This window comes from Aeromonas sp. XH (genome assembly GCF_033348475.1).
GTDB lineage: Bacteria > Pseudomonadota > Gammaproteobacteria > Enterobacterales > Aeromonadaceae > Aeromonas > Aeromonas sanarellii.
In genome coordinates, this window is record NZ_CP137630.1 from 556,240 (window position 1) to 579,173 (window position 22,934).

The following is a 22,934-nucleotide window of genomic DNA, read 5'->3' on the forward strand; positions in this document are numbered from 1 at the left end:
GCGATCAAGGTGACTGCCAGCTTAACCTCGAATCGCGCCCAGACAAAAGGCGCCGTGCTGGCGCCTTTTGTCATGGTTTTTCCGGCGGTTAGCGGGAGTTGGCCGCCTCGATCACCGGCACCCGGTTCACCGCCTTGCCCAGATAGGCGAGGGTGATGGTCACTATGATGCAGGTGAAGCTGAGCCACATGTAGGGCAGGTAGTCGAGGGTGGCCACCCCCAGCACCCCGGCCATGAAGATGCCGTTGTCGCTCCAGGGCACCATGCCGCAGGTGAGGGTGCCGCCAAACTCGGCGTTGCGGGAGAGGTTCTTGCGCGCCAGCCCCAGCCGGTCGTAGTTCTTGGCCATGATCTTGGGGGTCAGGATCAGCGACACATACATGGCGGAGCCGAACACGTTGGCCAGGAAGGCGGTGCCAATGGTGTGGCTGGTCAGGCTGCCGGCGCTGTTGATGCGCTTCTCGAAGGCGCTGGCGATGACGGAGAGAATGCCGACCTTCTCCAGCAGGCCGCCAAACCCCAGACCGAAGATGATGACGGCCACGGATCCCAGCATGGACTCCATGCCGCCACGGCCCAGGATGTTGTCGATGAAGTCGACCCCGGAGACGATGGGGAAGGGGCTGTAGGCGGCGTGCATCGCCTTGACCGGATCCATGCCCTGGAAGGCGATGGCCCATACGAGCCCCAGCAGGGCGCCGAAGCTGATCACCGGGAAGGCGGGCTTGCGGTTGGCCAAGAGGCCCAGCACCAGGATCACCGGAACTATGGCCAGCGGGGTGATGTTGAACTGCTTGTCGAGGGCCTCCATCACCAGGTTGACCTGCTCCAGGCTGACGTTGCCGGAGTACTGCATGCCGACCACGGTGAACAGGGCGGCGGTGATGACGTAGGAGAAGAGGCTGATGGGCAGCATCCCCTTGATGTGTTCCACCACGTCGACGTTGGACATGGTCGACGCCAGCACCACTGAGTCGGAGAGGGGGGAAAGCTTGTCACCGAAGTAGACGCCGGAGAGCACGGCCCCCGCCACCAGAGGTGCCGGGACCCCCAGACTGTGGCCTATCCCCATCATGGCGATACCGGCGGTAGCGGCAGAGCCCCAGGAGGTGCCGGTGGCCAGGGAGGTGAGGGAGCAGATGATCAGGGTCGCCAGCAGGAAGATGGACGGGTGTATCACCTTGAGGCCGAAGTAGATGATGCTGGGGACTATGCCGCCGGCAATCCAGGTGCCCACCAGTGCCCCGACGGAGACCAGTATCAGGATGGCCCCCATCCCCTTGGCGACGCCGTCGACGGCCGCCTGCTCCAGGGACTTGTAATCATGGCCGAGCCGGATGCCGAGCCCCATGATGACGAACCAGGCGATGAACAGTGCCAGCTGGATTGGCAGGTCGAGCACGCTGGTGAAGGAGAAGGCCAGGGCCAGGAAGATAGCCAGGCAGGCAAACACCTGTGACATGCCCGGCAATCGGATGTGGTTTTGTTGGTTTTGCATAGACGCTCCCTAAATTCTTGCTCGCCAAGGTCAGTCCCTCTCGTCCTGCGGATACGCGTATCCCGAGGGGCTCACCAAAAGAGGGCGCAATCTACCATAAAGATGAGGTGTAAAATCCCCACTCATTCGGCAAAACCGCTTTAAAATTTTAAAATCCCACAAAATAGTTGATCCAATCGGCATTTTTCACTGTTCAGTCGATGCCGCTTGAAAGCCGGAAACCCATAGGCAAGTTCGATTGCAGATGGCAACATCAAAAATGATAATGGTTATCATTAATGTATTTTCGGGCCATTGCCAATGAACTGGATAGTACGTGCTCTACTCTTGGCCGCTCTTCTGGCGGTCCTGGTCTGGGGTCAGGACAAGGCGTACGGCCTGTGGAGCCTGGGTTTCTTGCTGGCGGCCTGGATCATGCTGGAGCCCAGGCTGAGGCCGGCGCTGATCCTGCTGCCGGTCGCGGGCATGACGGGGGTCGTCACCCTGCTCTGGCAGCAGAGCTGGCCATAGGAAAGCGGTCAGCGGGCGGGTACGGCCTGGATCTTGTCATGGGCCAGTCGCAGGGAGGCGATGACCTTCTGCTCCATCTCGTTGCGTTCTGCATCCGTGGTGAAGTAGATCATGTCGACGTCGTGGCGGATGTAGTGGGAAGGGAGCTGGTTCAGGGTCAGGCAGCAGAGATCGGCCAGTTGGTGGGGGGGCAGTGTCTGGCTAAGCCCCTGTTTTTCTATCTCCTTGAGCACCAGATGCTCATAGAAGTTGTGAATGTCGGTATCCAGGATCATGGGAAGCTCCTGTGGTGGCATGACGTCTTCAACAGCATAGCCATGGCAGGGACAAAAACAAAAGGCCCGTCACTGTCGTGACGGGCCTTTTGCAGAAGGAATGGTGCGAAGAGAGGGACTCGAACCCTCACATCCGTGGGACACTAACACCTGAAGCTAGCGCGTCTACCAATTCCGCCACCTTCGCACACTGATTTTCTCCAGCTGGTTTTTAAATGCGGTTGGAGCGCATTCTCTGTGTTTTACATGCCAGAAGCATGGTGCGAAGAGAGGGACTCGAACCCTCACACCCGGGGGGCACTAACACCTGAAGCTAGCGCGTCTACCAATTCCGCCACCTTCGCACATCGGGTTATCAGTCTGGATTTACATGCTGTCTGACAAAAGCATGGTGCGAAGAGAGGGACTCGAACCCTCACACCCGGGGGGCACTAACACCTGAAGCTAGCGCGTCTACCAATTCCGCCACCTTCGCACATCGGGTCATCAGTCTGGATTTACATGCTGTCTGACAAAAGCATGGTGCGAAGAGAGGGACTCGAACCCTCACACCCGGGGGGCACTAACACCTGAAGCTAGCGCGTCTACCAATTCCGCCACCTTCGCACATTCGGGTTATCAGTCTGGTTTTACATGCTGTCCGATAAGAGCATGGCGCAGTATGGTGCGAAGAGAGGGACTCGAACCCTCACATCCGTGGGACACTAACACCTGAAGCTAGCGCGTCTACCAATTCCGCCACCTTCGCATCACTGCGGTGGGGGATTCTATAGAGTTTTGGGGGGGCGTCAACAGCCAAAGGGGACTTTTTTCGCTGTTGACCGGTAAAGCCGTATCAAGGGCACAAAACTTCAGCAATCGGAGTCAGGTCCCGGCCAGGGCATCGCGATACATCTGCTCGTACAGGGGGACAGAGCCGGCCCAGTCGAAGCGGGTGTTCATGGCGTTGTGCTGGATTCGGGCGAAACGCTCTGGTTCTTGCAGGTAATGGAGCAGGCTGCGGCGCATCGCATCGAGCAGGGTGCTGGCGGTGGGATCGTTGAAGCAGAAGCCGGTCGCATGCTCGGGGTCGGCATCCCAGTCCACCACGGTATCCTTCAGGCCACCGACCGCCCGCACCAGGGGCAGGGTGCCATAGGCCAGGCTGTACATCTGGTTGAGGCCGCAGGGTTCGAACAGGGAAGGCATCAGGAAGAAGTCGGCGCCAGCCTCCACCAGGTGGGCCAGGCGATCGTCATAGGCGTTGATAAAGACAAATTTCTCGGGATGCTGCTGGGCGATGCTTTGCAACTGGGCGGCGAGGGAGGGGTCGCCGGATCCCACTATCACCACCTGCACCCTATGTTGCAGGAACTTGTCCAGGGCCGGGATCAGCAGATGTACGCCCTTCTGCTCCGTCAGACGACACACCATGCCGTAGATGGGCAGGCTACCGACGGGCAGCCCCGTCTCCTGCTGCAGGGTCCGTTTGCAGACATGTTTGCCGGCCAGGTTGTCGGCGTCATAGGTGGCGGGCAGCAGGGGATCGAAGGCGGGATCCCAGTCTTGGTAGTCGCAGCCGTTGAGGATGCCCCTCAGGTCGGCCGCGCGCTGCTGGAACACGCTCGCCATGCCGTGGGCCCCCAAGTGGGTCAGCAGCTCGTTCGCGTAGTTGGGGCTGACCGCATTGATCTTGTCTGCATAGAGCACGCCACACTTGAGCAGGTTGACGTGGCCGTAGTCGTAGTTGATGCGCCGTTCGTAGTCGGCGATCTCGGGCACGGCCCAGAACTGCTGGCGATCGAACACCCCTTGGAAGGCGGCGTTGTGGATGCTGATGACGGATCGGGTGCGCTGGAAGAAGGGGTTATGGGCGTGCCGGGTCTTGAGCAGCAGCGGCAGCAGGCCGGTGTGCCAGTCGTTGCAGTGGGCAATGTCGGGGGCAAAGCCCAGCTGCTCGCAGGCGTGCAGGGCCGCCGCCGCCAGGAAGGCGAAGCGCTCGCCGTTGTCGGGATAGGCCTGATTGTTCTCGGCGTAGAGCTGAGGACGTTCGAAATACTGGGGGCAATCGAGCAGGTAGACGCAGATCCCGTCCAGTTCCAACTGATGGATGCGATAACCGATATCGCTCCGATCCTGTGGCGTGGGCAGCCAGCGCGAGGCGAGCAGTTTGGCCTCGTCCCGGCGCTTGAGGGTCTTGTAGAAGGGCAGAATGATGCGCACATCGTGGCCCGCCCGGGCAAGATGCTGCGGCAGGGCCTTGGCGACATCCGCCAGGCCCCCGGTCTTCACCAGCCCCTCAACCTCCGAGGCTACAAACAGGATTTTCAGTGGGTTAATAGCCAACTCTTGCTCCCTTAGGTACCACGACGATACCGCCTTCGGACACGGTAAACCGCTCTCTGTCATGGTCCAGATTCTCACCGATCACGGTGCCGGGTGCAATTTCAACGTTTTTGTCGATGATGGCGCGGCGAATGGAGCAGCCCTCGCCGATTTTCACGTCACCGAGCAGCACGGACTCGCTGATGTGGCTGCAGGGGCCTATGTTGCAGCGGAATCCCAGGATGGAGCGCTGGATCTGGCTGCCCTGAATGAAGCAGCCGCCGGAGATCAGGGAGTTGGCGATCTTGACCTTGCAGTCGTCGGTGTCGATGAAGGTGGCGGGGGGCAGGGGTGGGTAGTGGGTATGCAGCGGCCACTTGCGGTTGTAGAGGGAGAAGGGGGCATCGTCGGCCACCAGGTCCATGTGCGCCTGCCAATAGGCGTCCAGCGTCCCCACGTCGCGCCAGTAGACGTTGGGTTTCTCCCCCGGGATCACGTTGGTGCTGTAGTCGTAGACATAGACGGGGGCGCGGGGGAACAGGCTGGGGATGATGTCCTTGCCGAAGTCGTGGCTGGAGTTTTCCTCGGCGGCATCCCGCTTGAGCTCGCGATAGAGCGCCTCGGTCTCGAAGATGTAGTTGCCCATGGAGACCAGAGCCTGGGTGGGATCGCCGGGAATGTGCTTCGGGTGCCGGGGCTTCTCTTCAAAGCCGATCATGCGTCCCTCCTGATCCACCTCGATCACCCCGAAGGCGCTTGCCTCCTCGATGGGCATACGCAGGGCCGCGACCGTCAGGGCGGCCGCCTTCTGCTTGTGGAAGCTCACCATCTGGCTCACATCCATCTTATAGATGTGGTCGGAGCCGAAGATGCAGACGTGCTCGGGGTCGGAGATCTCGATGAAGCGCAGGTTCTGGTAGATGGCGTCGGCGGTGCCGTCATACCAGCGCTTGCCCATTCGCATCTGGGCCGGGATGGGGTCGATGAAGCGGTCGGTGATGCCGACGATGTTCCAGCCCTTTTTCATGTGCAGATAGAGGGACTGGGACTTGAACTGGGTGAGCACGTAGATACGCAGGAAGTCGGCGTTGACGAAGTTGTTGAGGACGAAGTCGATCAGGCGATAGCTGCCGCCGAACGGGACCGAGGGTTTGCTGCGGGTGGTGGTCAGTGGCTGGAGACGGGTTCCTTCACCGCCGGCCAGTATCATGGTGAGTATGCCTGCCATCGTATTTCTCTCCCTGAATTCATGCCTTGAAAAGGTTTTCATGCTGTTGCGAAAAAAACACCCCAAAAGGGGTGGTAAACGTTTTCTTGGTACCTTAGCAGATCCCGTCTGGCACTCTCTACTTGTTTTATTACAACCGTTGCACTTATTTAGGCTTTGCTCAGATACACCTTGAATTTGGCATCACCCGCGATCACCTCGGTCTGTTTGAAGTGCGCATCCAGTATAGGCTGGTATCGCAGGAAGGCGTTGGCAACTATGGTCAGGTCGCCATCCCGGGTCAGGAATGCGGGGGCCTTTGCCAGGAAGGTTTCGGTGGCGGCGTAGAAGGTCTTGAGCCCGGCGTGGAAGGGGGGATTGGAGACGATATGTTGGAATGTTTCGGCAATATCGGAGTAAACGTCGGAGGCATGGACCCGGCCGTTCAGGCCATTGACCGCCAGGGTGCGGCGACTGGATTCCAGCGCCAGGGCATTGATGTCCACCATGGTGACGGCCAGGGCCGGATTGCGCTTGACCAGCACGGAGCCGATGACCCCGGCGCCGCAACCGAAGTCCAGCAGTTTGCCCTGCATGGGGGGCAGGCTCGCCAGCAGCATCTGGCTGCCGAGATCCAGGCCGTCGGCGCTGAAGACCCCGGGTAGAGCCATGACGGTCAGCCCGGTGTCGCCGGCCCGGCACTCGTAGCGGCTGAACCAGGCGTCCAGCTCGAAGGGGGCCACCGGCTTGCTCAGTTCACTGTGATAGAGGGAGCAGCGGCGCGCCGAGTCCCGCTTGACCGGCGGCTCGCCATAGGGGGCCAGCAGCTTGTCGGCACCGTTGATGCCGCCGCGGTTCTCGCCGGCGAGGAACAGGTCGGCCCCGCTCTCGAGCAGCGGCGTCATCATGGCCAGCAGATATTGCGCCTCGGCCTTGGCCTTGGGCATCAGCAACAGCAGGGCATCGAAACGGGGGGGGCCGCCGAGCTGGTGGTCGAACAGAATGGCATCCCCCAGCGCGGCCTGCTGGCTGCGGTAATAGCAGTAATCTGTGGTAAAGACAGTGAGCGAGTGGGCCAGTTCGGCCAGTTGGCGGGGGTAATCGTCCTCCAGGGCGCCGCACACCAGGAGCCGCTTGCCGACAAAGAGGGCTTGGTTACGTTCCAGCATCTGGCTGACGGCACTGTTTTTCTGGCTGATGGCTCCGGCAGGGCGGCTCATTGGGTCTCTCCACGCATTTTTGGGCGGCCATTATACATGGCCGCTTTCGCCTTGACATTTATGCCGTGTTCCCGAAATATGCCCAGACGCCTTATTTACCCGGGGATGATGCAATGCGGTCATGCGTATCGAAACGAAAGCACAAACACAGCCTGACATTCGGGCCTGCTGGCGTGCGCGCGTAACCTCTCATCCCTGAGACGATTCAAGCCCCGGTAGCGACCCCCGTACCGGGGCTTTTTATTGACCATTTCATCTGTGTAGGAGAAGGAAATCCCATGTTTCAAGGTTCGATAGTCGCCCTGATCACCCCATTCCGACAGGGCCAGCTGGACGAGGCCGCACTGACTCGCCTGGTGGAGTGGCACATAGCGCAGGGGACCCATGGCATAGTGCCGGTCGGCACCACTGGGGAGAGCCCGACCCTGACCCACGACGAGCACTGCCGGGTGGTGGAGCTGGTGGTCAAGCAGGTGGCGGGGCGCATTCCCGTCATCGCAGGGGCCGGGTCCAACAACCCGGTCGAGGCCATCGAGTACACCCGCTACGCCGAGCAGGCCGGGGCGGATGCCACCCTGCACGTGGCGGGTTACTACAACCGCCCGAATCAGGAGGGGCTCTACCACCACTTCAAGGCGGTGCATGACGCCACCACCAAACCCATCATCGTCTACAACATCCCGCCGCGGGCCATCGTCGATGTACAGCCGGCGACCCTGGCACGCCTGGCCGAACTGCCGCGCATCGCCGGGGTGAAGGACGCCACCGGCGATCTGGCCCGCCCCTGGGTTGAGCGCCAGCTCATCAAGAAGCCGTTCGCCTGGCTCTCCGGCGAAGATGCCACCGCCGTGGCTTACAACATAGGTGGCGGCCAGGGCTGCATCTCGGTGACCGCCAACGTGGCCCCCAAGCTGGTGGCCGAGGTGCAGAACCTGACCCTGGCCGGCGAGTGGCAGGCCGCCCGGGAGCTGCAGGACAGGCTGATCCCGCTGCACCAGGCCATGTTCGCCGAGCCGAGCCCGGCGGGCGCCAAGTACGCAGTCTCCCTGCTCGGGTTCTGCAGCGAAGAGTGCCGTCTGCCGGTGATGCCGTTGTCGGAAGCTACCCGCGAGCGGATCCGCGCCGCCATGCAGGCATTGGATCTGTTGTAAAAACTGGGCTCTGGATCTCGCTTTTGATCGCCCGGTCAATGAATGACCGGGCTTTGTCGATATACTCGCTTGGATACAATCAAGGATGAGTCGGCATGGAAGAATGGGATCCCGAGCACTTCACCAGTTTTGAACACCTCTGTGAAGTGACGCTGTCTGCGGTCAGAGAAAAGACCGAGGCCGAACAGATCTATCTGTGGTTGCGAGCACCGACGCCCCAGCTCTATCACTATCGTCCCGAGCAAGGGCTGCTCTGCCTGAACGCCGACCTCCTTGGCTCCCTCGAGCTGCCCATGCTCTTCATCGAACGTTCCCTCGAACTCGGCCAGTTGCTGGTGGAACCGATCGCGCCGACCCATGCCATCTGGGAGAGCGTCGAGCCGGAGATACCACGCCTGCGCGCCTGCTTCCCCCTCAAGCGTCACAAGGGGCTGGAGGCCGTGGTCTATCTGGAGACCCGGCGTCGCCTCGATCGCCTGCCCAGGCGCCAGCAACAGAGCATCCAGCTGCTGATGCACTACCTCGCCGCCGAGCTGGAGAGCCGGCGACTCGCGGGCCAGGTGGATCTGGAGCGGGATCAGCGGCTTCATACCCAGGCCGATCTCGTGCGCAGCCAGGCCCTGCAGGACTCCTTCCTCAGCATGTTGCAGGCGCTGCACCAGGTGGGCGTCAAGCTCGCCCGCTGCGACAGCGAGGATCGCCTGCTGCACGACGCCGTGGCGCTGGCCCGCCATGACCTGCAATTCGACCGTGTCGCCATCTTCCTGACGGATGGCGACGTCAAGACCATGCACGGCACCTGGGGCACCAACGAGGCGGGGGAGCTCATCGACGAGCGCCACTTCATCAGCCCCATACCGGATCACCCCATGGTGCAGGAGGCGCTGCGGCGCAAGGACTATGTGCTGGTGCTGGAGGACACGCCGCTCTACTACGAGAAGCAGGAGGTGGGGCGCGGCTGGAATGCCATGGTCTCCCTGTGGGACGGGAGCACACCCATGGGCTGGATCGCCGCCGACAACCTGCTCTGGCGCCGCCCGCTCAAGGCGTATCAGAGCGAGATCTTCAAGCAGTATGCGGCCATGCTCTCCCAGCTGTTGATCCGCCAGCGCACCCAGTCGGCGCTCGAGCGCTTCAACCGCGAGCTGGAGCAGCGGGTGCAGGAGCGGACCCGGCAGCTGGCGGACACCAATCGGGCGCTGGAAGAGGCCAATCGCCGCCTCTCCCTGCTGTCGCTGGAGGATCCCCTGACCGGGATCGCCAACCGCCGCCAGTGGGACATCACCATGGAGCGGGAGTGGGAGCGGGCGCGCCGCCATCAGGGGGTCTTGGCGGTGCTGATGATCGACGTGGACGAGTTCAAGTCCTACAACGATCACTTCGGCCACGGCAAGGGGGATCAGTGCCTGCAACGGGTTGCGGCCCTGTTGCAGGAGACGGAGCGGCGGCGCACCAACCTGGTGGCCCGCTATGGCGGGGAGGAGTTCGTGATCCTGCTGTGTGCCCCGCAACCCGGGGAGGCTGAGCGACTGGCGGAGCAGATCCACCAGGGGCTGGAAGCGTTGCAGATCCCCCATCCGGCCTCCCGGGTGGCACAGCGGCTCACGGTCAGCATCGGCTTCAGCTACCTCGTCCCTTCGGCGGACAAGGGGTGGCAAACCCTGACCGAGCAGGCGGATCAGGCGCTTTATCACGCCAAGTCCCAAGGACGGGCCTGCACTCTGGCCTATCGCTGACACCTGCGTGGGGGCTGTCCGCTCGGCATCAGGCCCACGCCGCCCTGTATAAATGAGGTGGCAAGCGTTTCTCGCCATCTGGCGCATGGCGATGCGCCCGCGCTCTGGCTAGAATGGGGGCCCATTTTCACATAGACAGACCCTGCACCATGACCCTATCCGGATTTCAAGGCCTGGTTTTCGACCTCGACGGCACCCTGGTGGACTCCATGCCGTTGCACCTGGCCGCCTGGGAGCACACCGCCCGCGAGTTTGGTTTTCGGTTCGATGCCGACTGGTTCTATGAACTGGGGGGCATGCCCAGCCGCAAGATAGCCCTGCTGGTGGCCGAGGTGCAGCAGATCGCACTGGATCCCCTGGTGGTGACCCGCTGCAAGACGGAGCACTACGTCGCCAACCTGCACAAGGCGGCCCCCTTCCCGGCCATGCTGGATCTGGTCGAGCGTTATCACGGCCTGATCCCCATGGGGATAGGGACCGGTTCGCCCCGCGTCAATGCCGAGGCGGTGCTGCGCAATACCGGGCTGGATCGCTACTTCCCCGTGGTGGTCACCGCCGATGACGTCGAGCTGCACAAACCCCATCCGGATACCTTCCTGCTGGTGGCGCACCGTTTGGGGGTGGAGCCTGGCCAGTGCCTGGTGTTCGAGGATACGGGCATAGGGGCACAGGCCGGTGAGGCCGCAGGCATGCAGGTCTGCATGGTCAGAGAGGGAAAACCGGTCGGGTTGACTTACTGAGCCGGGCGTATCGGTCGGGAGCGTCTAAGCCAAAGAGAAGACCCACTCTCATACGGGACAGGCAAAACATGAGAGTGGGGATCGGCAGGTGTCACCGGCTGACGCAGCAACACCCTCGGGGTGAGGGAGGGGCGAGCCTTACTGCTCGCTGCTGCCACCCTGATTGTCGTCGTAACGGCCAGGTGCGCCGTGGGGACGCGGAGCCATGGAGACGCGCGGCTTGCGGGCGCGCTGGATGCTGACGGCGGGACGACCCGAGTGCATGGCGATGGTGGAGATCTTGGCCTTGTAAACCAGTTGCTGGTTGCCGTGGGCGTCGGTCAGCAGCACGCTGTACTGGTCGAAGCCGCTGATGGTCCCCTCCAGTTTGATGCCGCTCACCAGGAAGATGGCGACCTGACTGCGGTTCTTGCGCAGCCAGTTGAGGGCAGAATCTTGCCCGTTCCCGAGGGAGAAGGCCTGCTCAATGGTGGAGTAGCTGGGGGATTCAGTTGTCATAAATTATTGTCCCGCGGAAAAAAAGTGGCGTTTGATTGTGCTAAATGGCCACTGCCTTGTCAAAGTCATTCTCACCCCCTGCCCGGATGGTGCAACGACAGGGCTGGTGGGCACGGGCCGCTGCTGTAATAATTGGCGGCTCTGGCCCCGTGGCGGGCCTCATGCTGGGGTCTTATCTTGCATCCGGTTTCACACCAACATCCAACCATCTATACCCATGACGCGACGGCATGCGAAGAGTGTGATCTGCTGGTGCCCGCGACACCGCTTGCGGTGGGGGAGGCGAGCGACTGTCCCCGCTGCGGCCATGTTCTGAGCCGGCACCTGCCGGAGCAGGAGCGCAAGCCCATCGCCTATGGTTTCGCTGCCCTGATCATGTTTGCGTTCTCCAACGTCTTCACCTTCATGTCGTTTTCTTCCCACGGGGTAGGGCAGGAGATGACCTTCCTGCAGTGCATCACCACCCTGGTGGATCAGGGCTACCTGTTTCTGGGGGCCGTGCTGAGTCTGACCCTGATCGGCCTGCCGCTGGTCTATATCGGCTCCATCATGCTGGTGCTGTGGCGCCTCGACAAGGATCTGCACAGCAATGCCCTGCGCTCCCTCGGCCGCCTGCTGTGCCGGATCAAGCCCTGGCTGATGGTGGATGTCTTCCTCATCGGGGTGCTCATCTCCCTGGTCAAGCTGATGGGCATGGCCGACATCAAGATGGGGCTGTCGTTCTGGGCCTTCGTCGGCTACACCCTGCTGCTCATCAAGATGATCTCCTCCCTGGATCGGATGTGGCTGTGGCAGCGGCTGTTCGGGCCGACCGCCGCCAGAGAGGTGGATCCCGAGACCAGCGCCCTGTCCTGCGGGCTGGTGGGCTGCCACATCTGCGGTGCCCTGAACGAGGGGGATGCCCACAGCTGCGCACGCTGCGGCGATCATCTGCACAGCCGCAAGCCGGGCGGCCTGAACCGCACCTGGGCACTGCTCATCACCTCGGTGATCCTCTATGTTCCCGCCAACCTCTATCCCATCATGGACACCGTGTTCCTGGGGGATGACAGCCCCTCGACCATCATGGGGGGCGTGGTGCTGCTGTGGGCCATGGGCTCCTACCCCATCGCCGCCGTCATCTTCTTCGCCAGCGTGGTGGTCCCCCTGGTGAAGATACTGGCGCTGCTGTGGCTCTGCTACGTGGTGCAGCGCGGCCAGGGGGCCTCGCCGCTGCGCAAGCTCAAGCTCTATCGCATGACCGAATTTGTGGGGCGCTGGTCGATGATCGACGTCTTCGTGGTGGCCATACTGGCTGGTCTCATCCGGCTGGACAATCTGATGACCATCTATCCTGGCCCAGCGGCCGTCGCTTTTGCCGGGGTCGTGCTGATCACCATGGTGGCCGCCATGAGTTTCGATTCCCGCCTGATCTGGGATTTACAACAAGGAGAACGCGAACGTGAGTGAGCGTAAGACGAGGTGGAAACCGGGCTCTGATTTCATGAGCTCGGCCGCCGCTATCTGGATGGTGCCGCTGCTGGCGCTGTTCATCGGAGCCTGGATGCTGTTCCAGCACTGGTATTCCCAGGGCCCCAGCTTCACCCTGACCGTGGCCACCGCCGAGGGCATAGTCGCGGGCAAGACGGTGATCCGTTCCCGGGAGGTGGAGGTGGGTCGCATCGAGACGGTGGAGCTCAGCGAAGACTACAGCCACGCGGTGCTCAAGGCGCGGTTGACCAATGCCGCCGCCGGCATGCTCAAGAAGGATAGCCAGTTCTGGGTGGTCAAGCCCAGGGTCGGGCGGGAGGGCGTCTCGGGTCTTGGCACTTTGCTCTCCGGGGCCTATATCGAGCTATCTCCCGGCAAGAAAGGCCGGGCCCGCAGCGAATACGCCATGCTGGACAGACCGCCCCTGGCTTCCCTGGATGCCAAGGGGCTGCGCCTCTCCCTGTCCAGTCGCGACGCGAATGCGCTGGGGGTGGGGTCTCCCATCAGCTACCAGGGGTTCACCATAGGCCAGGTGGAGGAGGCCAACTTCCTGCCCGAGAAGAGCGAGATGGAGTACAAGCTCTTCATCAACGCCCCCTACGACATCCTGGTGAGCAGCAACTCCCGCTTCTGGCTGACTCCGGGCTTCGAGGTCTCCATGAGCAGCGAGGGGATGAAGGTCAAGATGGATTCGCTCGAGAGCCTGATCAACGGCGGCATAACCATGGGGCTGCCCCCAGGCTGGCTGCCGGGTGAACCGGTCAAGCAGAACGAGGAGTTTGTGCTGTTCAAGGACGAGGCGAGCGTGCTGGCCGGTAGCCTGGATCAGTTCATCGAATACGTCTTCCTGTTCGAGGACAGCGTGGGTGGCTTGCACCCAGGGGCGGCGGTGGAATATCGCGGCATCCGGGTCGGTACCGTCATCTCGGCGCCCTACCCCATTGATGACAAAGCCGCGCAGATGTTCCAGAGCCGGCAGATCCCGGTGCTGGCGCGCATCGAGGTGCAGCGAATTTCCCATCGCTACGCCAATGCGGAAAAAGAGCAATGGAGAACTCTCTTTGGCAAGCAGTTCAAGGAGGGGCTGAGGGCCAGCCTCAAGACCTCCAGCCTGCTGACCGGGGGCAAGGTGGTGGATCTGAACTTCTATCCGGATGCCCCCGCCTATCACCCCATCAAGCTGGCGGGCTACCAGGTCTTCCCGACCGTGCAGGCGGGGCTGGATCAGATCGAGCGCAAGGTGAATCAGATCCTCGACAAGTTTGTCGACATGGATATGGCGACCACCCTCACACAAGTCAACAGCACCCTGGCGACCCTGGACAAGACACTCAAGCACATCAGGGCTGTGAGCGCGAATCTGGAGCAGTTCACCGGAAAGCCATCGACCCAGCAACTGCCTGCGTCCCTCAACCAGAGCCTCAAGCAGTTGCAGGAGACGCTGCAGACCTATGATGCCGGCTCCCAGACCAATCAGGAGCTGCGTCAGTCTGTACAGTCCCTCAACCAGCTGATGAGCGAGTTGCAACCCTTGGTGCATTCGTTGAACGAGCAGCCGAGTTCGCTGATCTTCGATCGCTCCCGCCCCAGGGATCCTGAGCCCAAGCGAGGAACACAATGAAAAAACGGATGATGGCCCTGACCTTGCTGGGCCTGCTGGCGGGGTGCAGCGCCGCCCCGACGCTGCATTACTATTCCCTCGATGCCGACAGCCCGCAGCCGGCCGGCGTCATGGCGCAGCCGCAACACCAGCTGGTGCTGCGGCCCGTGGCCCTCTCCGGCCAGCTCGACCGGATGAGCCTGGTTTACCAGCTGGAAGGCAATGAGCTGCACTTCGCCGAGTACCATCGCTGGGCGGGCTCCCTCGATGCCCAGTTGAACCAGCTGACCCTCAACGGCCTCTCCAGCCGCTTGCCGGGCTGGGTGGTGCGTCAGGACGGGGCCCGCAAGGGGCCTGTGCTGACCATCTCGGTCGAGCACTTCCAGGGACGGCACGATGGCCGGGCCCTGCTGAGCGGCCGCTGGCGCCTGCTGACGGAGGAGGGGGTCGTGCTGCGGGACGTGCCCTTCCAGCAGGAGCACGTCCTGCCGGCCGATGGCTATGGGGCCCTGGTCGACGCGCTGGGACAGGGCTGGCAGCAACTGCTCGATCAGATAGCGGCGGAAGTGCGCAAGACCAGCTGAGAAGTTGGCATGAAAAACGGGAGGCCTTGGCCTCCCGTCTTGTCATGGGCTGTAGAGCCGACGAGGTTACTGCTGTACCTCGGAGACCCCTTGTACCTTGACCTCTACCCGGCGATCCGGGGCCAGGCAGACGATCAGCTCACGCTTGGACTTGCTGGTGCAGCTGTCGCCCGTGACGGGGGAGTTCTTGCCCTGACCCTCCACATTGACCTTGCCGGCAGGCAGCCCCTTGCCAATCAGGTAATCGGCAACGGTCTGGGCGCGCTGCTCGGAGAGCTTCTGGTTGTAGGCATCGGAACCGATGCGGTCGGTATAGCCGATGACGGTGGCCGAGCCATCCTTGGGTCTGGCTTCCTCGATCTGGCTGTAGAGGGTATCCAGTGCCTGGCCGGCTTCCGGCTTGAGGGTGGCCTTGTTGAAGTCAAACAGCACGTCCGAACTCAGGGTGAACTGCTTGTCGACCACCACGGGCTCGGGGGCCGGAGCCGGGGCGGGGGCCGGCACGACTGGGGCGACCTGGCCGAAGCGATAGACGGCGGCCAGGGAGAGCAGGCCGTTGTCCATGCGCAGACCGGTATCTTCCCGGCTGCCGTACGGGGTGCTGTACTGGTATTCGAGGCGGGCTGCCCAGTCCAGATTCAGGGCATATTCTGCACCCAGCGCACCGACGAAGACAGCGCGGCTGTCGTTGTCCAGCTCATCGCTGCTGGTCCAGCCGTAACCGCCACCGAGGCGACCGTAGAGATCCAGGTTGTCTGCCACCGGGAAGCCGAGCTTCAGGGTCAGCTGGGCCAGTTGGGCCTCGACAGAGTCATTGAAGGCCGCGGCATTGCGGGTACCGCTGTACTTGAGCTTGCCCAGGTAGTCGTAACCGAGTTCGATCCCCAGGTTCTGGTTGATCTGGTAACCGGCGAAGGCGCCGGCACCGACTTCGTCGTCGTCTTTGTCGGTGGTGGCGATGGTGTTGCTCTCATCGACACCGTAGAAGTTGGACCAACCCAGTTTGGCACCGCCATACCAGGTGTTGTCTTGTCCGGCAGCCTGGGCATTGGCCGCAAGCAGGCCTGAAACCAGCAAGGTAATCAGTGTTTTGTTCATAGATGCCTCTGCAATCTTGTTGGTGGGGAGGACGAATCCGTGTCGCCTCGCCTCATGGGTTGGGCCAGCGTTCAGCCACAACATGTTTAAACGTAGCTCGTTTTCTTTTATCTACAAGCAACTGATATAAAACATATTGTGATAACTATGCCCATCATAGGGGAGTCCGGGGAGAGAGGGGGTAGTATGAATCCGAATTGTGACGGGTGTCATATGGGGTGTTCATTAAACACTCGATGAAGGGATCAAAACAGGCCGACGGACGTCGGCCTGCTGCATAAGAGGAGCATCACCGGGGGATGAACTCGTACTCCTGCTCGATGAAGGCGGCGGCCCGCTCGCTCAGGGCGGCGTGCACCACTGTGGTGGGGTGGACCTGGTCCCAGAACATCTTGCCCTCGCAGTTCAGCTCACCCGCACTGCGGCGCGCCATGGGGGAGGCAACGGCCTGGGCCAGCAGGGGGTTGCCGGCGATGGCGAGGCGCTCCTGCGCGCTGAAGGGGGCCAGTCGGCTGTCGGTGGTGGCGCTGCGGGAAGAGAATGGTTTCCACACGTAGCCGCCGCCATAGCAGGCGTTCTCGGTGTCGCTCAGGCCGAAGTTCTGCGGCTCGCGCAGCATCTCGGCGAACTGCTTGTCGATCTCGAACAGCTTCACCATGCCGGTGGGCGCCAGCTGGCGAGCCAGGTTCAGCAACAGCTGGTTGTGGTAGGCCGAGACATGGCTGGCCGCCTCCACCACCTTCTGGCTGCGGGCCGAGGGGTTCTGGCCGAGATCCGGCAGGTTGAACAGCAGTATCTGCTTGGCGCCACCCAGCACCATGCGGTTGGCCGCGTCACTGATGGCGTCGCGCACTCGCCTGGCATCCTGCTCGGTGTTCCAGCCATAGGCCAGGTAGTCGTTGGCGCCGACCCAGAGGATCACCAGATCGTCCGGCTTGAAGCTGTCCTTCTCCAGGAACTGGGTGATCTCGTAGTCCAGGTTGTTGATCACCTGGTACTTGGGATTCCAGGAGATCTTGTTGTAGGCCACGGCGGTGGCTCCCCCTTCCGCCTCGTTGGCGATGGTCAGCCCGGGAAACTGCTGGGTCAGCTGCTCCAGCCAGACGGGGCCGTTGGAGAAGCGGCCCTGGTAATAGGGCGGGCTGGAGGGGAGGTAACCCCGCATCTTGCCGTACATCTTGCCGGTATCGGAGAGGCTGTCGCCGAACATCACGATGCGGGAGAAGGGGGGGCGTGTCTCGGTGGCCTGGGCCGTCAGCGCGACTAGCCCCAATAAACACAGAAGCCATTTGTTCATCTGGGTATTCTCATGGGTTGAAGGCAGGCGAGGCCTGCGGGCTGTTCCTCGATGGCCGCGGGCTGGGAACCCGCTTGGCCAGGCAGGAAGCTATCCATTCGAATACATGTTTGCAGCCGCTTCGGGCCATTAAAGCGATTGCGGTCACATCGCCCCCCCTGGATGGGGAGGCTTCACGTTTGTTTCACGCACAGCCGGGCAAGATGCCTGCATACCCCAATGACAGGAGCATGAAATGAACAAAGCAAAGGCAATCGCCCTAGTGGCACTGATGTCCGTCTCTTCCTTCGCCATGGCGGCCTACACAGGTCCCAAGGAGCAGAACAAGATCTCGGTCGCCCAGTTGAAAGACGTGGCCGATGACCAGTGGGTGACCCTGGAAGGCAAGCTGGTCAAGCATCTTGGCGGTGAAAACTACATGTTCCGCGATGACAGCGGCGAAGTGGAAGTGGAAGTGGACGGGGATGTGTGGCGCGGCACCGAAGTGGGTCCGGACGATCTGATCCGCGTGCGCGGCGAGGTGGACCACAGCTGGAACAAGACCGAGGTCGAGGTGGAGCACCTGGAGAAGGTGGGGGCGGCTCCCCAGAGCAAGGGCGGCTTTATCGCCAAGTGAGGGACAAACAGTCAGCAGCAAGAGGGGCGCTATCAGCGCCCCTCTTTCTTTGGACGTCGTCAGCCGGCCCGACTGGCGACGGTTCGCTTGAACCCCTTCTCGGCCTGGTTGACCTTGTAGAGGTAGCGGCGCGCCTCCGCCTTGGGATGCTGCTCGGTCAGCACCTGATAGACTGCCTCGGGGGAGAGCCGGTTGATCATGTCCGGGGCGGCCTTGCGGTTGCTGGAGAAGGTGTTGAGCACCCCGCCTGCACCGCCGTTGTAGGCGGAGATCACCGCATAGCGGCGGGACTGGGGATCCTGGATGTCCGCCAGATAGACGGTTTGCAGCAGGTGCAGATAGGCGGTCCCCACGTCGATGTTGTAGGCCGGGTTGAACAGATCTTCCCGGGTCGGCTGTCCGTTCTTCCCCTTGACCCGCACATAGACATCCCGCCCGGCGGTGGCCGGTATCACCTGCATCAGGCCATAGGCGTTCGCATGGCTGACCGCATAGGGGTTGAAGCTGCTCTCCGTCTTGATCACCGCATAGATCAGGCTCTCGGCGACCCCATACTTGCGGGAGGCGTCACGGATGATGCTGGCGTACTTGTAACCCCGCCTGTCCTCGTGGTTCGCCACCATGGGGATGTCGATGAAGAAGATGTTGCGGATCCCCAGGGTGCGCTTCTTCATCGCCGTGTCGAGCAGGTAGTCGGCATAGCGCTCCGCGCGCCAGCTGGAGCGGATCGGCTGCCCCTGGTTGTCCAGCACCTGGCCATAGAGGAAGGGCTCGCCCCCGGGCATGATCTCCCTGTCCGAATAGAGATCCACTTCCGCCGGATCGTCCGGGGTCAGCAGGGTCTCTATGATGGCACGGCGCAGGTGGGCACGGGGGTCTAGGCCGGAGACCGTCTCCACCATGATGCGACCACCCGAGAAGTCGATGTGGGCCCGGCTCTTGTACTGATCCGTGTACTTGACGTAGTCGAACTTGCCGGCGAACAGCGCCTCGCGCCCCCATATCTCGTTCACGTTGTGGGAGAGCGCACTGATCATGTGTTCAAAGCCGCGCACGTCCTTGCCGTTGACCAGATCATCATCGTCGCTCCCGCCGGTCTGGGGGGAGGATGAGCAGGCAGAGAGAAACAGCAGGGCGCACAGCAGCCAAAAAAATCGACCCATAAGATCCTCAAACCGGGCGGTGGGGCCGCCCGTCACTGATTGGCTCGAGCCAGGAGAGGTGCCACCGTTTGGCGCTCTCTCGGCTTACTGGCTGGGCGGGGTATAGCCGTCGATCTGGACTTCACCCGCGTCAAACAGATAGCTGACCATCTCTTTTTCCAGCAACTGGCGGTGCTCGAGGTTCATCATGTTCAGCTTCTTCTCGTTGATCAGCATCACCTGCTTCTTCTGCCACTCGGTCCAGGCTTCCTTGCTGATGTTGTCGAAGATCCGCTTGCCGAGTTCACCGGGGTAGAGTTGGAAATCGAGACCCGGCGCCTCTTTTTTCAGGCGCAGGCAGAATACGGTACGGCTCATGTTGACCTCTGTGGTTGCAAGTCGGGTTGTAAGTCCGGGTAGGCGAGCAGGCGGGCCGTGGCCGCCGCCAATCCCACCTCGGCAGGATGGCGTAAGTTATACCAGAGTCGGGAATCCGCTTCCATGAGCATGGGGGGCGGCGGCGCAGCCATTTCGATCAGCAAAGGGCGGATATCGAGGTGGAAGTGACTGAAAGTGTGGCGAAATCCAGCGAGCTCCCGATAGTCGGTGCCATCCAGCCCCAAGCCTTGCAGGCGCCCAGCCACCTCGGCGAGGGATTCCACCTGGGGGAAGCAGTAGAGCCCGCCCCAGATCCCCTGGGGGGGGCGCTTCTCCAGCAGCAGCTGATCCCCCTGGCGGATGATCAGCATGATGCCGCTGCGGGCCGGGATGCTCTTCTTCGGCTTGCTGTGGGGATAGGCGGTGGGGTTGCCCTGCGACAGCCCCTGGCAATCGTCCCGCACCGGGCAGCGCTCGCAGGCGGGCTTGCTGCGGGTGCAGACGGTGGCTCCCATGTCCATCATGGCCTGGTTGTACTGGGCCACCCCGACCCTGGGGGTGAGGCGGGTCGCCAGCTCCCAGAGATCGTTCTCCACCTGTTTCTGACCGGGCCAGCCCGCCAGCGCCAGCCAGCGGGTGAGTACCCGCTTCACGTTGCCGTCCAGGATGGCGTGGGGCTGGCCCAGGGAGAGGGAGAGCACGGCCCCGGCGGTGGAGCGACCGATGCCGGGCAGCGCCATCACCTCCTCCAGCCGCTCCGGGAACAGGCCGCCGTGCAGATCGCGGATCTGCATGGCCGCCTTGTGCAGGTTGCGGGCGCGGGCGTAGTAGCCAAGCCCGGTCCAGTGGTGCAGCACCTCGTCGATGGGGGCATCCGCCAGTGCCAGCACATCGGGGAAGCGGGCCATGAACCGCTCATAGTAGGGGATCACGGTGGCGACCTGGGTCTGTTGCAGCATGATCTCGGAGATCCAGACCCGGTAGGGGGTCTTGTCCTGCTGCCAGGGCAGGGTCTTGCGGCCGTGGATCTGGTACCAGTCCAGAATGCGACCGGCGAAGGTGGTGTCGTTCGAATTGCTCACATTGTGCTCATGTCATGGATGAAAAAGGGGAGCTCTCGGGCTCCCTCTGAATGGACAGTGGCGGGTGATCGGCCGGTTCGGCCGGACTAACCGCGCCAGTCCTGCAGCGCCTTGAGACTGGCGTACTGGCCGCCGACCTGCAGGACGATGTAATCCTGGGCGATGGCCGCCAGCAGTACGCCCGGGGCTATCTCGTTCCCCTCTCGCCACTCCCGTCCGTTGAGTACCACGGCCCGCTTGGCCGGGTCGGAGGAGTAGTTGTGGGCGCCGTAGGTCATCTGCGGTACCTGCTGCTGCAAGGCTGAGGGCAGGGCGCTGAGGGGGATGGCGCTGGTCTGGACCTGGGCCTGCGGCGCCGTCTCTTCCACCAGCGGGGTGTTGTTGAGGGCGGCCATCAGGCGTTCGGCCAGGCTCTCGCCCTGGCTGGCGGTGGCGGTGGCGGTCGCCGGCGTCGCCGCGGCGGGCCTGGGGGCGACCACGGGCTCCGGCAGCGGCGGGGGCAACGGGCGGGTGATCATGGGCCTGGGTTCGACCCGCACGAAGGGCGGCGTCACCACCTCCTTGATCTCGACCTGCTGCTCTATGGGTTTGAGGTGATAGAGGTGCCAGCCATAGTTGGCACCCGCCCCCATCACCAGGGCAAGGGGGGCCAGCAGCCACCAGATCCAGCGGCGTCCGGGCTCCTCTTCCTGGCCCATGGGCAGGCCCATGAGCGGCATGTGGGGGGTGAACTGGGTTTGATCGGCCCGGCGCAGGGCCTTGAGCAGGGTAGACATCAGGAGGCCTCCTCCACCATGGGTTCCATGTCGTCGTCCGCCACGCTGTCGAGGTCGACCGGGGTATTGGCGCGCAGGGATTCATCCTCCAGCCTGGGCATGGGCTCCCCGGCCATCACGTTCAGGCGCAGCAGGGTATTGCTGCCGGCGATGCCGTCCGGGGTCAGCCCCTGCTCGCGCTGGAACTGCTGCAACTTGTTCTTGAGGGTGGCGTCGAAGCGGCTCACCTTGCGATCCGGCTGTTGCAGGGCCCGGCTCAGGGCGTTGTCCAGCCACTGGATCTGGGCCGGCGCGGCATTGCTGCCGATCAGGGTCAGATTGCCCCTGGGCATGCGCCAGAGCAGGGTGTAGCTGCCCCCCCAGGCGTCGGAGAGCCACTGTCTGTCCACCTGCCAGCTCTGGTTGCCGATGAGCAGGGAGGCCTTGTCCGCCCCCAGTCCCACCAGGGTGGCGTAATAGAGACCGCCCGTCTCGTCGGTCAGGCTGATGAGGGCCGGGTATTGCAGGGCCTGCAGCTGGGCCAGGGAGGCGTCCCCTTCCTGGCAGCGCAGGCCGGCGCGGGGGGCATTGTCGCAGGTCGCCTCCTCCAGCTCCGTCTGGTAGCCCCAGACCCTGTAGAGGTTCTGCATGGCCACGTCGGGTGAGATCGCCTGATTGATGGCGCGGGTCAGCTGCTCCAGCTGCTCCGGCGTGTCATCCACCTTGACCGGCACCTCCACCTTGACCAGAGGGCGGGCGGGGAAGACACCGAAGAACTGCCAGCCCCACCAGCCGGCGGCGACCAGCAGGGCGCCCGCCAGGGTCACGGTGAGGCTGGACTGCCAACTCCCCTCGTCGCGAATGCCGCTCACCTCGAAGGCGGACTGGCTGATGTCGCCGTGCACTATCTTGTGGCTGCCGCGGGCGAAGGCGGCGATCAGGGCACGGTCGCAGATGAGGTTGATGAGGCGCGGAATGCCGCCGGAGAGGCGATGCAGGGTCTGGATGGCCCTGGGGGTGAAGATGGGCTGGACGCAGCCGGCCACCTGCAGCCGGAAGCGCACGTAGGCGTCCACGTCCTGGCAGGAGAGCGGCAGCAGGTGATAGCGGGCCGTGATGCGCTGGGCCAGCTGGCGCAGCAGCGGCTGGCGCAGCATCTGCTGCAGCTCGGGCTGGCCGATGAGCACCACCTGCAGCAGCTTCTTCTCGTCGGTCTCCAGGTTGGTGAGCAGTCGCAACTGCTCCAGCACGCCGGGCAGCAGATGCTGGGCTTCATCCACCAGTACCACGCTGCGCTTGCCCGCCGCCAGGTTGACCAACAGATGGTCGCGAATGAGATCGAACAGCTGCTTGAGACTGGCTTCCTGCTCGTAGACGAGCTGGTATTCGTCGCAGATGGCCGCCAGCAGATCCCGCTCGGTCAGTGAGGGGTTGAGGATGTAGGCGATCTCGGTGTCGGCGGGCAATTGCTGCAGCAGGCAGCGGGAGACAGTGGTCTTGCCCGTGCCCACTTCCCCGGTGAGCAGCACGAAGCCCCCCCCGTCCTGCAACCCGTAGTTGAGATGGGCGAGGGCCTCTCCGTGGCGTTCGCTCATGTAGAGGTATTTGGGGTTGGGCGAGATGGAGAACGGGGGCTCCGACAGACCGAAGAACTGTGTGTACATAAGGATCCATTCCATTGTTATGGCGGCAGGTTAAAGCCTCCCCAGAGGGAAGTCAAAGACCCGGGCTCCATAAGAGGGGCTGGCTCGAACGGCGAGGGCCATTGTGCCC

General features: G+C 62.7%; 21 protein-coding genes and 5 tRNA genes. 8 read left to right on the forward strand and 18 right to left on the reverse strand.

The annotated features are described in order from the left end of the window. Positions 1-88: 88 nt before the first annotated feature. Positions 89-1,498, reverse strand: a complete 1,410-nt coding sequence (nhaC, locus tag R2B70_RS02635; RefSeq protein ID WP_216991055.1) for a Na+/H+ antiporter NhaC — start codon at positions 1,496-1,498, stop codon at positions 89-91. Positions 1,499-1,798: 300 nt separating this feature from the next. Here nhaC and R2B70_RS02640 point away from each other — a divergent pair, with 300 nt between their 5' ends. Then, on the forward strand, positions 1,799-2,008 hold the full coding sequence (locus R2B70_RS02640) for a hypothetical protein (RefSeq protein WP_318162568.1): 210 nt from the start codon (positions 1,799-1,801) through the stop codon (positions 2,006-2,008). A gap of 8 nt (positions 2,009-2,016) precedes the next feature. Here R2B70_RS02640 and R2B70_RS02645 read toward each other — a convergent pair whose 3' ends face one another. The 9 genes from R2B70_RS02645 to rsmC form a co-directional block, all read right to left on the reverse strand. After that, entirely contained in the window at positions 2,017-2,283 is a 267-nt protein-coding gene (locus R2B70_RS02645; RefSeq protein ID WP_318162569.1) for a late competence development ComFB family protein, read from the reverse strand. Positions 2,284-2,384: 101 nt separating this feature from the next. Next, a tRNA-Leu gene (locus R2B70_RS02650) sits at positions 2,385-2,470 on the reverse strand. Positions 2,471-2,541: 71 nt separating this feature from the next. Next, a tRNA-Leu gene (locus tag R2B70_RS02655) sits at positions 2,542-2,627 on the reverse strand. Between the two features lie 45 nt (positions 2,628-2,672). Beyond that, positions 2,673-2,758, reverse strand: a tRNA-Leu gene (locus R2B70_RS02660). 45 nt (positions 2,759-2,803) lie between these two features. Further along, a tRNA-Leu gene (locus tag R2B70_RS02665) sits at positions 2,804-2,889 on the reverse strand. Positions 2,890-2,945: 56 nt separating this feature from the next. Beyond that, positions 2,946-3,031 (reverse strand) — tRNA-Leu (locus R2B70_RS02670). Between the two features lie 116 nt (positions 3,032-3,147). Further along, on the reverse strand, positions 3,148-4,608 hold the full coding sequence (gene glgA, locus R2B70_RS02675) for a glycogen synthase GlgA (protein WP_318162570.1): 1,461 nt from the start codon (positions 4,606-4,608) through the stop codon (positions 3,148-3,150). Then, positions 4,598-5,857, reverse strand: coding sequence for a glucose-1-phosphate adenylyltransferase (glgC, locus tag R2B70_RS02680; RefSeq protein ID WP_084202623.1), 1,260 nt, complete (start codon positions 5,855-5,857; stop codon positions 4,598-4,600). The genes glgA and glgC overlap by 11 nt, the downstream gene beginning before the upstream one ends. 107 nt (positions 5,858-5,964) lie before the next feature. Then, the gene (rsmC, locus tag R2B70_RS02685; protein ID WP_318163312.1) at positions 5,965-6,993 is read right to left on the reverse strand and encodes a 16S rRNA (guanine(1207)-N(2))-methyltransferase RsmC; all 1,029 of its coding nucleotides are present in this window, start codon (positions 6,991-6,993) and stop codon (positions 5,965-5,967) included. Positions 6,994-7,292: 299 nt separating this feature from the next. Here rsmC and dapA point away from each other — a divergent pair, with 299 nt between their 5' ends. The 3 genes from dapA to R2B70_RS02700 all read left to right on the forward strand — a co-directional run bounded on the left by dapA (position 7,293) and on the right by R2B70_RS02700 (position 10,641). Continuing rightward, entirely contained in the window at positions 7,293-8,165 is an 873-nt protein-coding gene (gene dapA / locus R2B70_RS02690) for a 4-hydroxy-tetrahydrodipicolinate synthase (RefSeq protein ID WP_318162571.1), read from the forward strand. A gap of 95 nt (positions 8,166-8,260) precedes the next feature. Further along, positions 8,261-9,901, forward strand: a complete 1,641-nt coding sequence (locus R2B70_RS02695) for a GGDEF domain-containing protein (protein WP_209793985.1) — start codon at positions 8,261-8,263, stop codon at positions 9,899-9,901. A gap of 149 nt (positions 9,902-10,050) precedes the next feature. Beyond that, positions 10,051-10,641, forward strand: coding sequence for a beta-phosphoglucomutase family hydrolase (locus tag R2B70_RS02700; RefSeq protein WP_318162572.1), 591 nt, complete (start codon positions 10,051-10,053; stop codon positions 10,639-10,641). Between the two features lie 138 nt (positions 10,642-10,779). Here R2B70_RS02700 and hfq read toward each other — a convergent pair whose 3' ends face one another. Continuing rightward, positions 10,780-11,139, reverse strand: coding sequence for an RNA chaperone Hfq (gene hfq / locus R2B70_RS02705; protein ID WP_033128946.1), 360 nt, complete (start codon positions 11,137-11,139; stop codon positions 10,780-10,782). A 177-nt stretch (positions 11,140-11,316) separates the two neighbouring features. Here hfq and R2B70_RS02710 point away from each other — a divergent pair, with 177 nt between their 5' ends. The 3 genes from R2B70_RS02710 to R2B70_RS02720 are packed head-to-tail and all read left to right on the forward strand — an operon-like array spanning position 11,317 to position 14,793. After that, entirely contained in the window at positions 11,317-12,588 is a 1,272-nt protein-coding gene (locus tag R2B70_RS02710; RefSeq protein WP_042075953.1) for a paraquat-inducible protein A, read from the forward strand. Further along, positions 12,581-14,230 (forward strand): intermembrane transport protein PqiB, encoded by a 1,650-nt coding sequence (gene pqiB, locus R2B70_RS02715; RefSeq protein ID WP_318162573.1) that lies wholly within the window; start codon positions 12,581-12,583, stop codon positions 14,228-14,230. Before R2B70_RS02710 ends, pqiB begins: the two co-directional genes overlap by 8 nt. After that, a complete protein-coding gene (locus R2B70_RS02720) occupies positions 14,227-14,793 on the forward strand; it encodes a membrane integrity-associated transporter subunit PqiC (RefSeq protein ID WP_209793990.1) in 567 nt (188 codons plus the stop codon). The genes pqiB and R2B70_RS02720 overlap by 4 nt, the downstream gene beginning before the upstream one ends. A 66-nt stretch (positions 14,794-14,859) precedes the next feature. Here the strand turns inward: R2B70_RS02720 and ompA are convergent, their stop codons facing one another. Then, complete coding sequence (gene ompA / locus R2B70_RS02725) at positions 14,860-15,891, reverse strand: porin OmpA (protein ID WP_042075948.1); 1,032 nt, start codon at positions 15,889-15,891, stop codon at positions 14,860-14,862. Between the two features lie 289 nt (positions 15,892-16,180). Continuing rightward, positions 16,181-17,188, reverse strand: a complete 1,008-nt coding sequence (locus R2B70_RS02730; RefSeq protein ID WP_318162574.1) for an SGNH/GDSL hydrolase family protein — start codon at positions 17,186-17,188, stop codon at positions 16,181-16,183. Between the two features lie 235 nt (positions 17,189-17,423). Between R2B70_RS02730 and R2B70_RS02735 the strand changes: the two genes are divergently transcribed. After that, the gene (locus tag R2B70_RS02735; protein WP_318162575.1) at positions 17,424-17,804 is read left to right on the forward strand and encodes a NirD/YgiW/YdeI family stress tolerance protein; all 381 of its coding nucleotides are present in this window, start codon (positions 17,424-17,426) and stop codon (positions 17,802-17,804) included. 59 nt (positions 17,805-17,863) lie between these two features. Here the strand turns inward: R2B70_RS02735 and mltC are convergent, their stop codons facing one another. The 5 genes from mltC to R2B70_RS02760 all read right to left on the reverse strand — a co-directional run bounded on the left by mltC (position 17,864) and on the right by R2B70_RS02760 (position 22,825). Further along, positions 17,864-18,967: a membrane-bound lytic murein transglycosylase MltC gene (gene mltC, locus R2B70_RS02740; protein WP_318162576.1), complete on the reverse strand. Its 1,104-nt coding sequence runs from the start codon at positions 18,965-18,967 to the stop codon at positions 17,864-17,866. Between the two features lie 84 nt (positions 18,968-19,051). Next, complete coding sequence (locus tag R2B70_RS02745; protein WP_010675742.1) at positions 19,052-19,324, reverse strand: oxidative damage protection protein; 273 nt, start codon at positions 19,322-19,324, stop codon at positions 19,052-19,054. Beyond that, the gene (gene mutY, locus R2B70_RS02750) at positions 19,321-20,406 is read right to left on the reverse strand and encodes an A/G-specific adenine glycosylase (RefSeq protein ID WP_318162577.1); all 1,086 of its coding nucleotides are present in this window, start codon (positions 20,404-20,406) and stop codon (positions 19,321-19,323) included. The genes R2B70_RS02745 and mutY overlap by 4 nt, the downstream gene beginning before the upstream one ends. Before the next feature lie 86 nt (positions 20,407-20,492). Then, complete coding sequence (gene exeB, locus R2B70_RS02755; protein WP_318162578.1) at positions 20,493-21,182, reverse strand: GspB family T2SS assembly factor variant ExeB; 690 nt, start codon at positions 21,180-21,182, stop codon at positions 20,493-20,495. Further along, the gene (locus R2B70_RS02760; RefSeq protein WP_042075936.1) at positions 21,182-22,825 is read right to left on the reverse strand and encodes an ExeA family protein; all 1,644 of its coding nucleotides are present in this window, start codon (positions 22,823-22,825) and stop codon (positions 21,182-21,184) included. The genes exeB and R2B70_RS02760 overlap by 1 nt, the downstream gene beginning before the upstream one ends. Between the last annotated feature and the right edge of the window lie 109 nt (positions 22,826-22,934).

Coding starts and splice junctions, on each gene's coding strand:
- R2B70_RS02730 (WP_318162574.1), bottom strand. CDS start 17,188: ATGAACAAATGGCTTCTGTGTTTATTGGGGCTAGTCGCGCTGACGGCC.
- mltC (WP_318162576.1), bottom strand. CDS start 18,967: ATGGGTCGATTTTTTTGGCTGCTGTGCGCCCTGCTGTTTCTCTCTGCC.
- exeB (WP_318162578.1), bottom strand. CDS start 21,182: ATGTCTACCCTGCTCAAGGCCCTGCGCCGGGCCGATCAAACCCAGTTC.
- ompA (WP_042075948.1), bottom strand. CDS start 15,891: ATGAACAAAACACTGATTACCTTGCTGGTTTCAGGCCTGCTTGCGGCC.
- R2B70_RS02720 (WP_209793990.1), top strand. CDS start 14,227: ATGAAAAAACGGATGATGGCCCTGACCTTGCTGGGCCTGCTGGCGGGG.
- R2B70_RS02695 (WP_209793985.1), top strand. CDS start 8,261: ATGGAAGAATGGGATCCCGAGCACTTCACCAGTTTTGAACACCTCTGT.
- R2B70_RS02745 (WP_010675742.1), bottom strand. CDS start 19,324: ATGAGCCGTACCGTATTCTGCCTGCGCCTGAAAAAAGAGGCGCCGGGT.
- nhaC (WP_216991055.1), bottom strand. CDS start 1,498: ATGCAAAACCAACAAAACCACATCCGATTGCCGGGCATGTCACAGGTG.
- R2B70_RS02760 (WP_042075936.1), bottom strand. CDS start 22,825: ATGTACACACAGTTCTTCGGTCTGTCGGAGCCCCCGTTCTCCATCTCG.
- R2B70_RS02735 (WP_318162575.1), top strand. CDS start 17,424: ATGAACAAAGCAAAGGCAATCGCCCTAGTGGCACTGATGTCCGTCTCT.
- hfq (WP_033128946.1), bottom strand. CDS start 11,139: ATGACAACTGAATCCCCCAGCTACTCCACCATTGAGCAGGCCTTCTCC.
- R2B70_RS02640 (WP_318162568.1), top strand. CDS start 1,799: ATGAACTGGATAGTACGTGCTCTACTCTTGGCCGCTCTTCTGGCGGTC.
- R2B70_RS02700 (WP_318162572.1), top strand. CDS start 10,051: ATGACCCTATCCGGATTTCAAGGCCTGGTTTTCGACCTCGACGGCACC.
- dapA (WP_318162571.1), top strand. CDS start 7,293: ATGTTTCAAGGTTCGATAGTCGCCCTGATCACCCCATTCCGACAGGGC.
- R2B70_RS02645 (WP_318162569.1), bottom strand. CDS start 2,283: ATGATCCTGGATACCGACATTCACAACTTCTATGAGCATCTGGTGCTC.
- glgC (WP_084202623.1), bottom strand. CDS start 5,857: ATGAAAACCTTTTCAAGGCATGAATTCAGGGAGAGAAATACGATGGCA.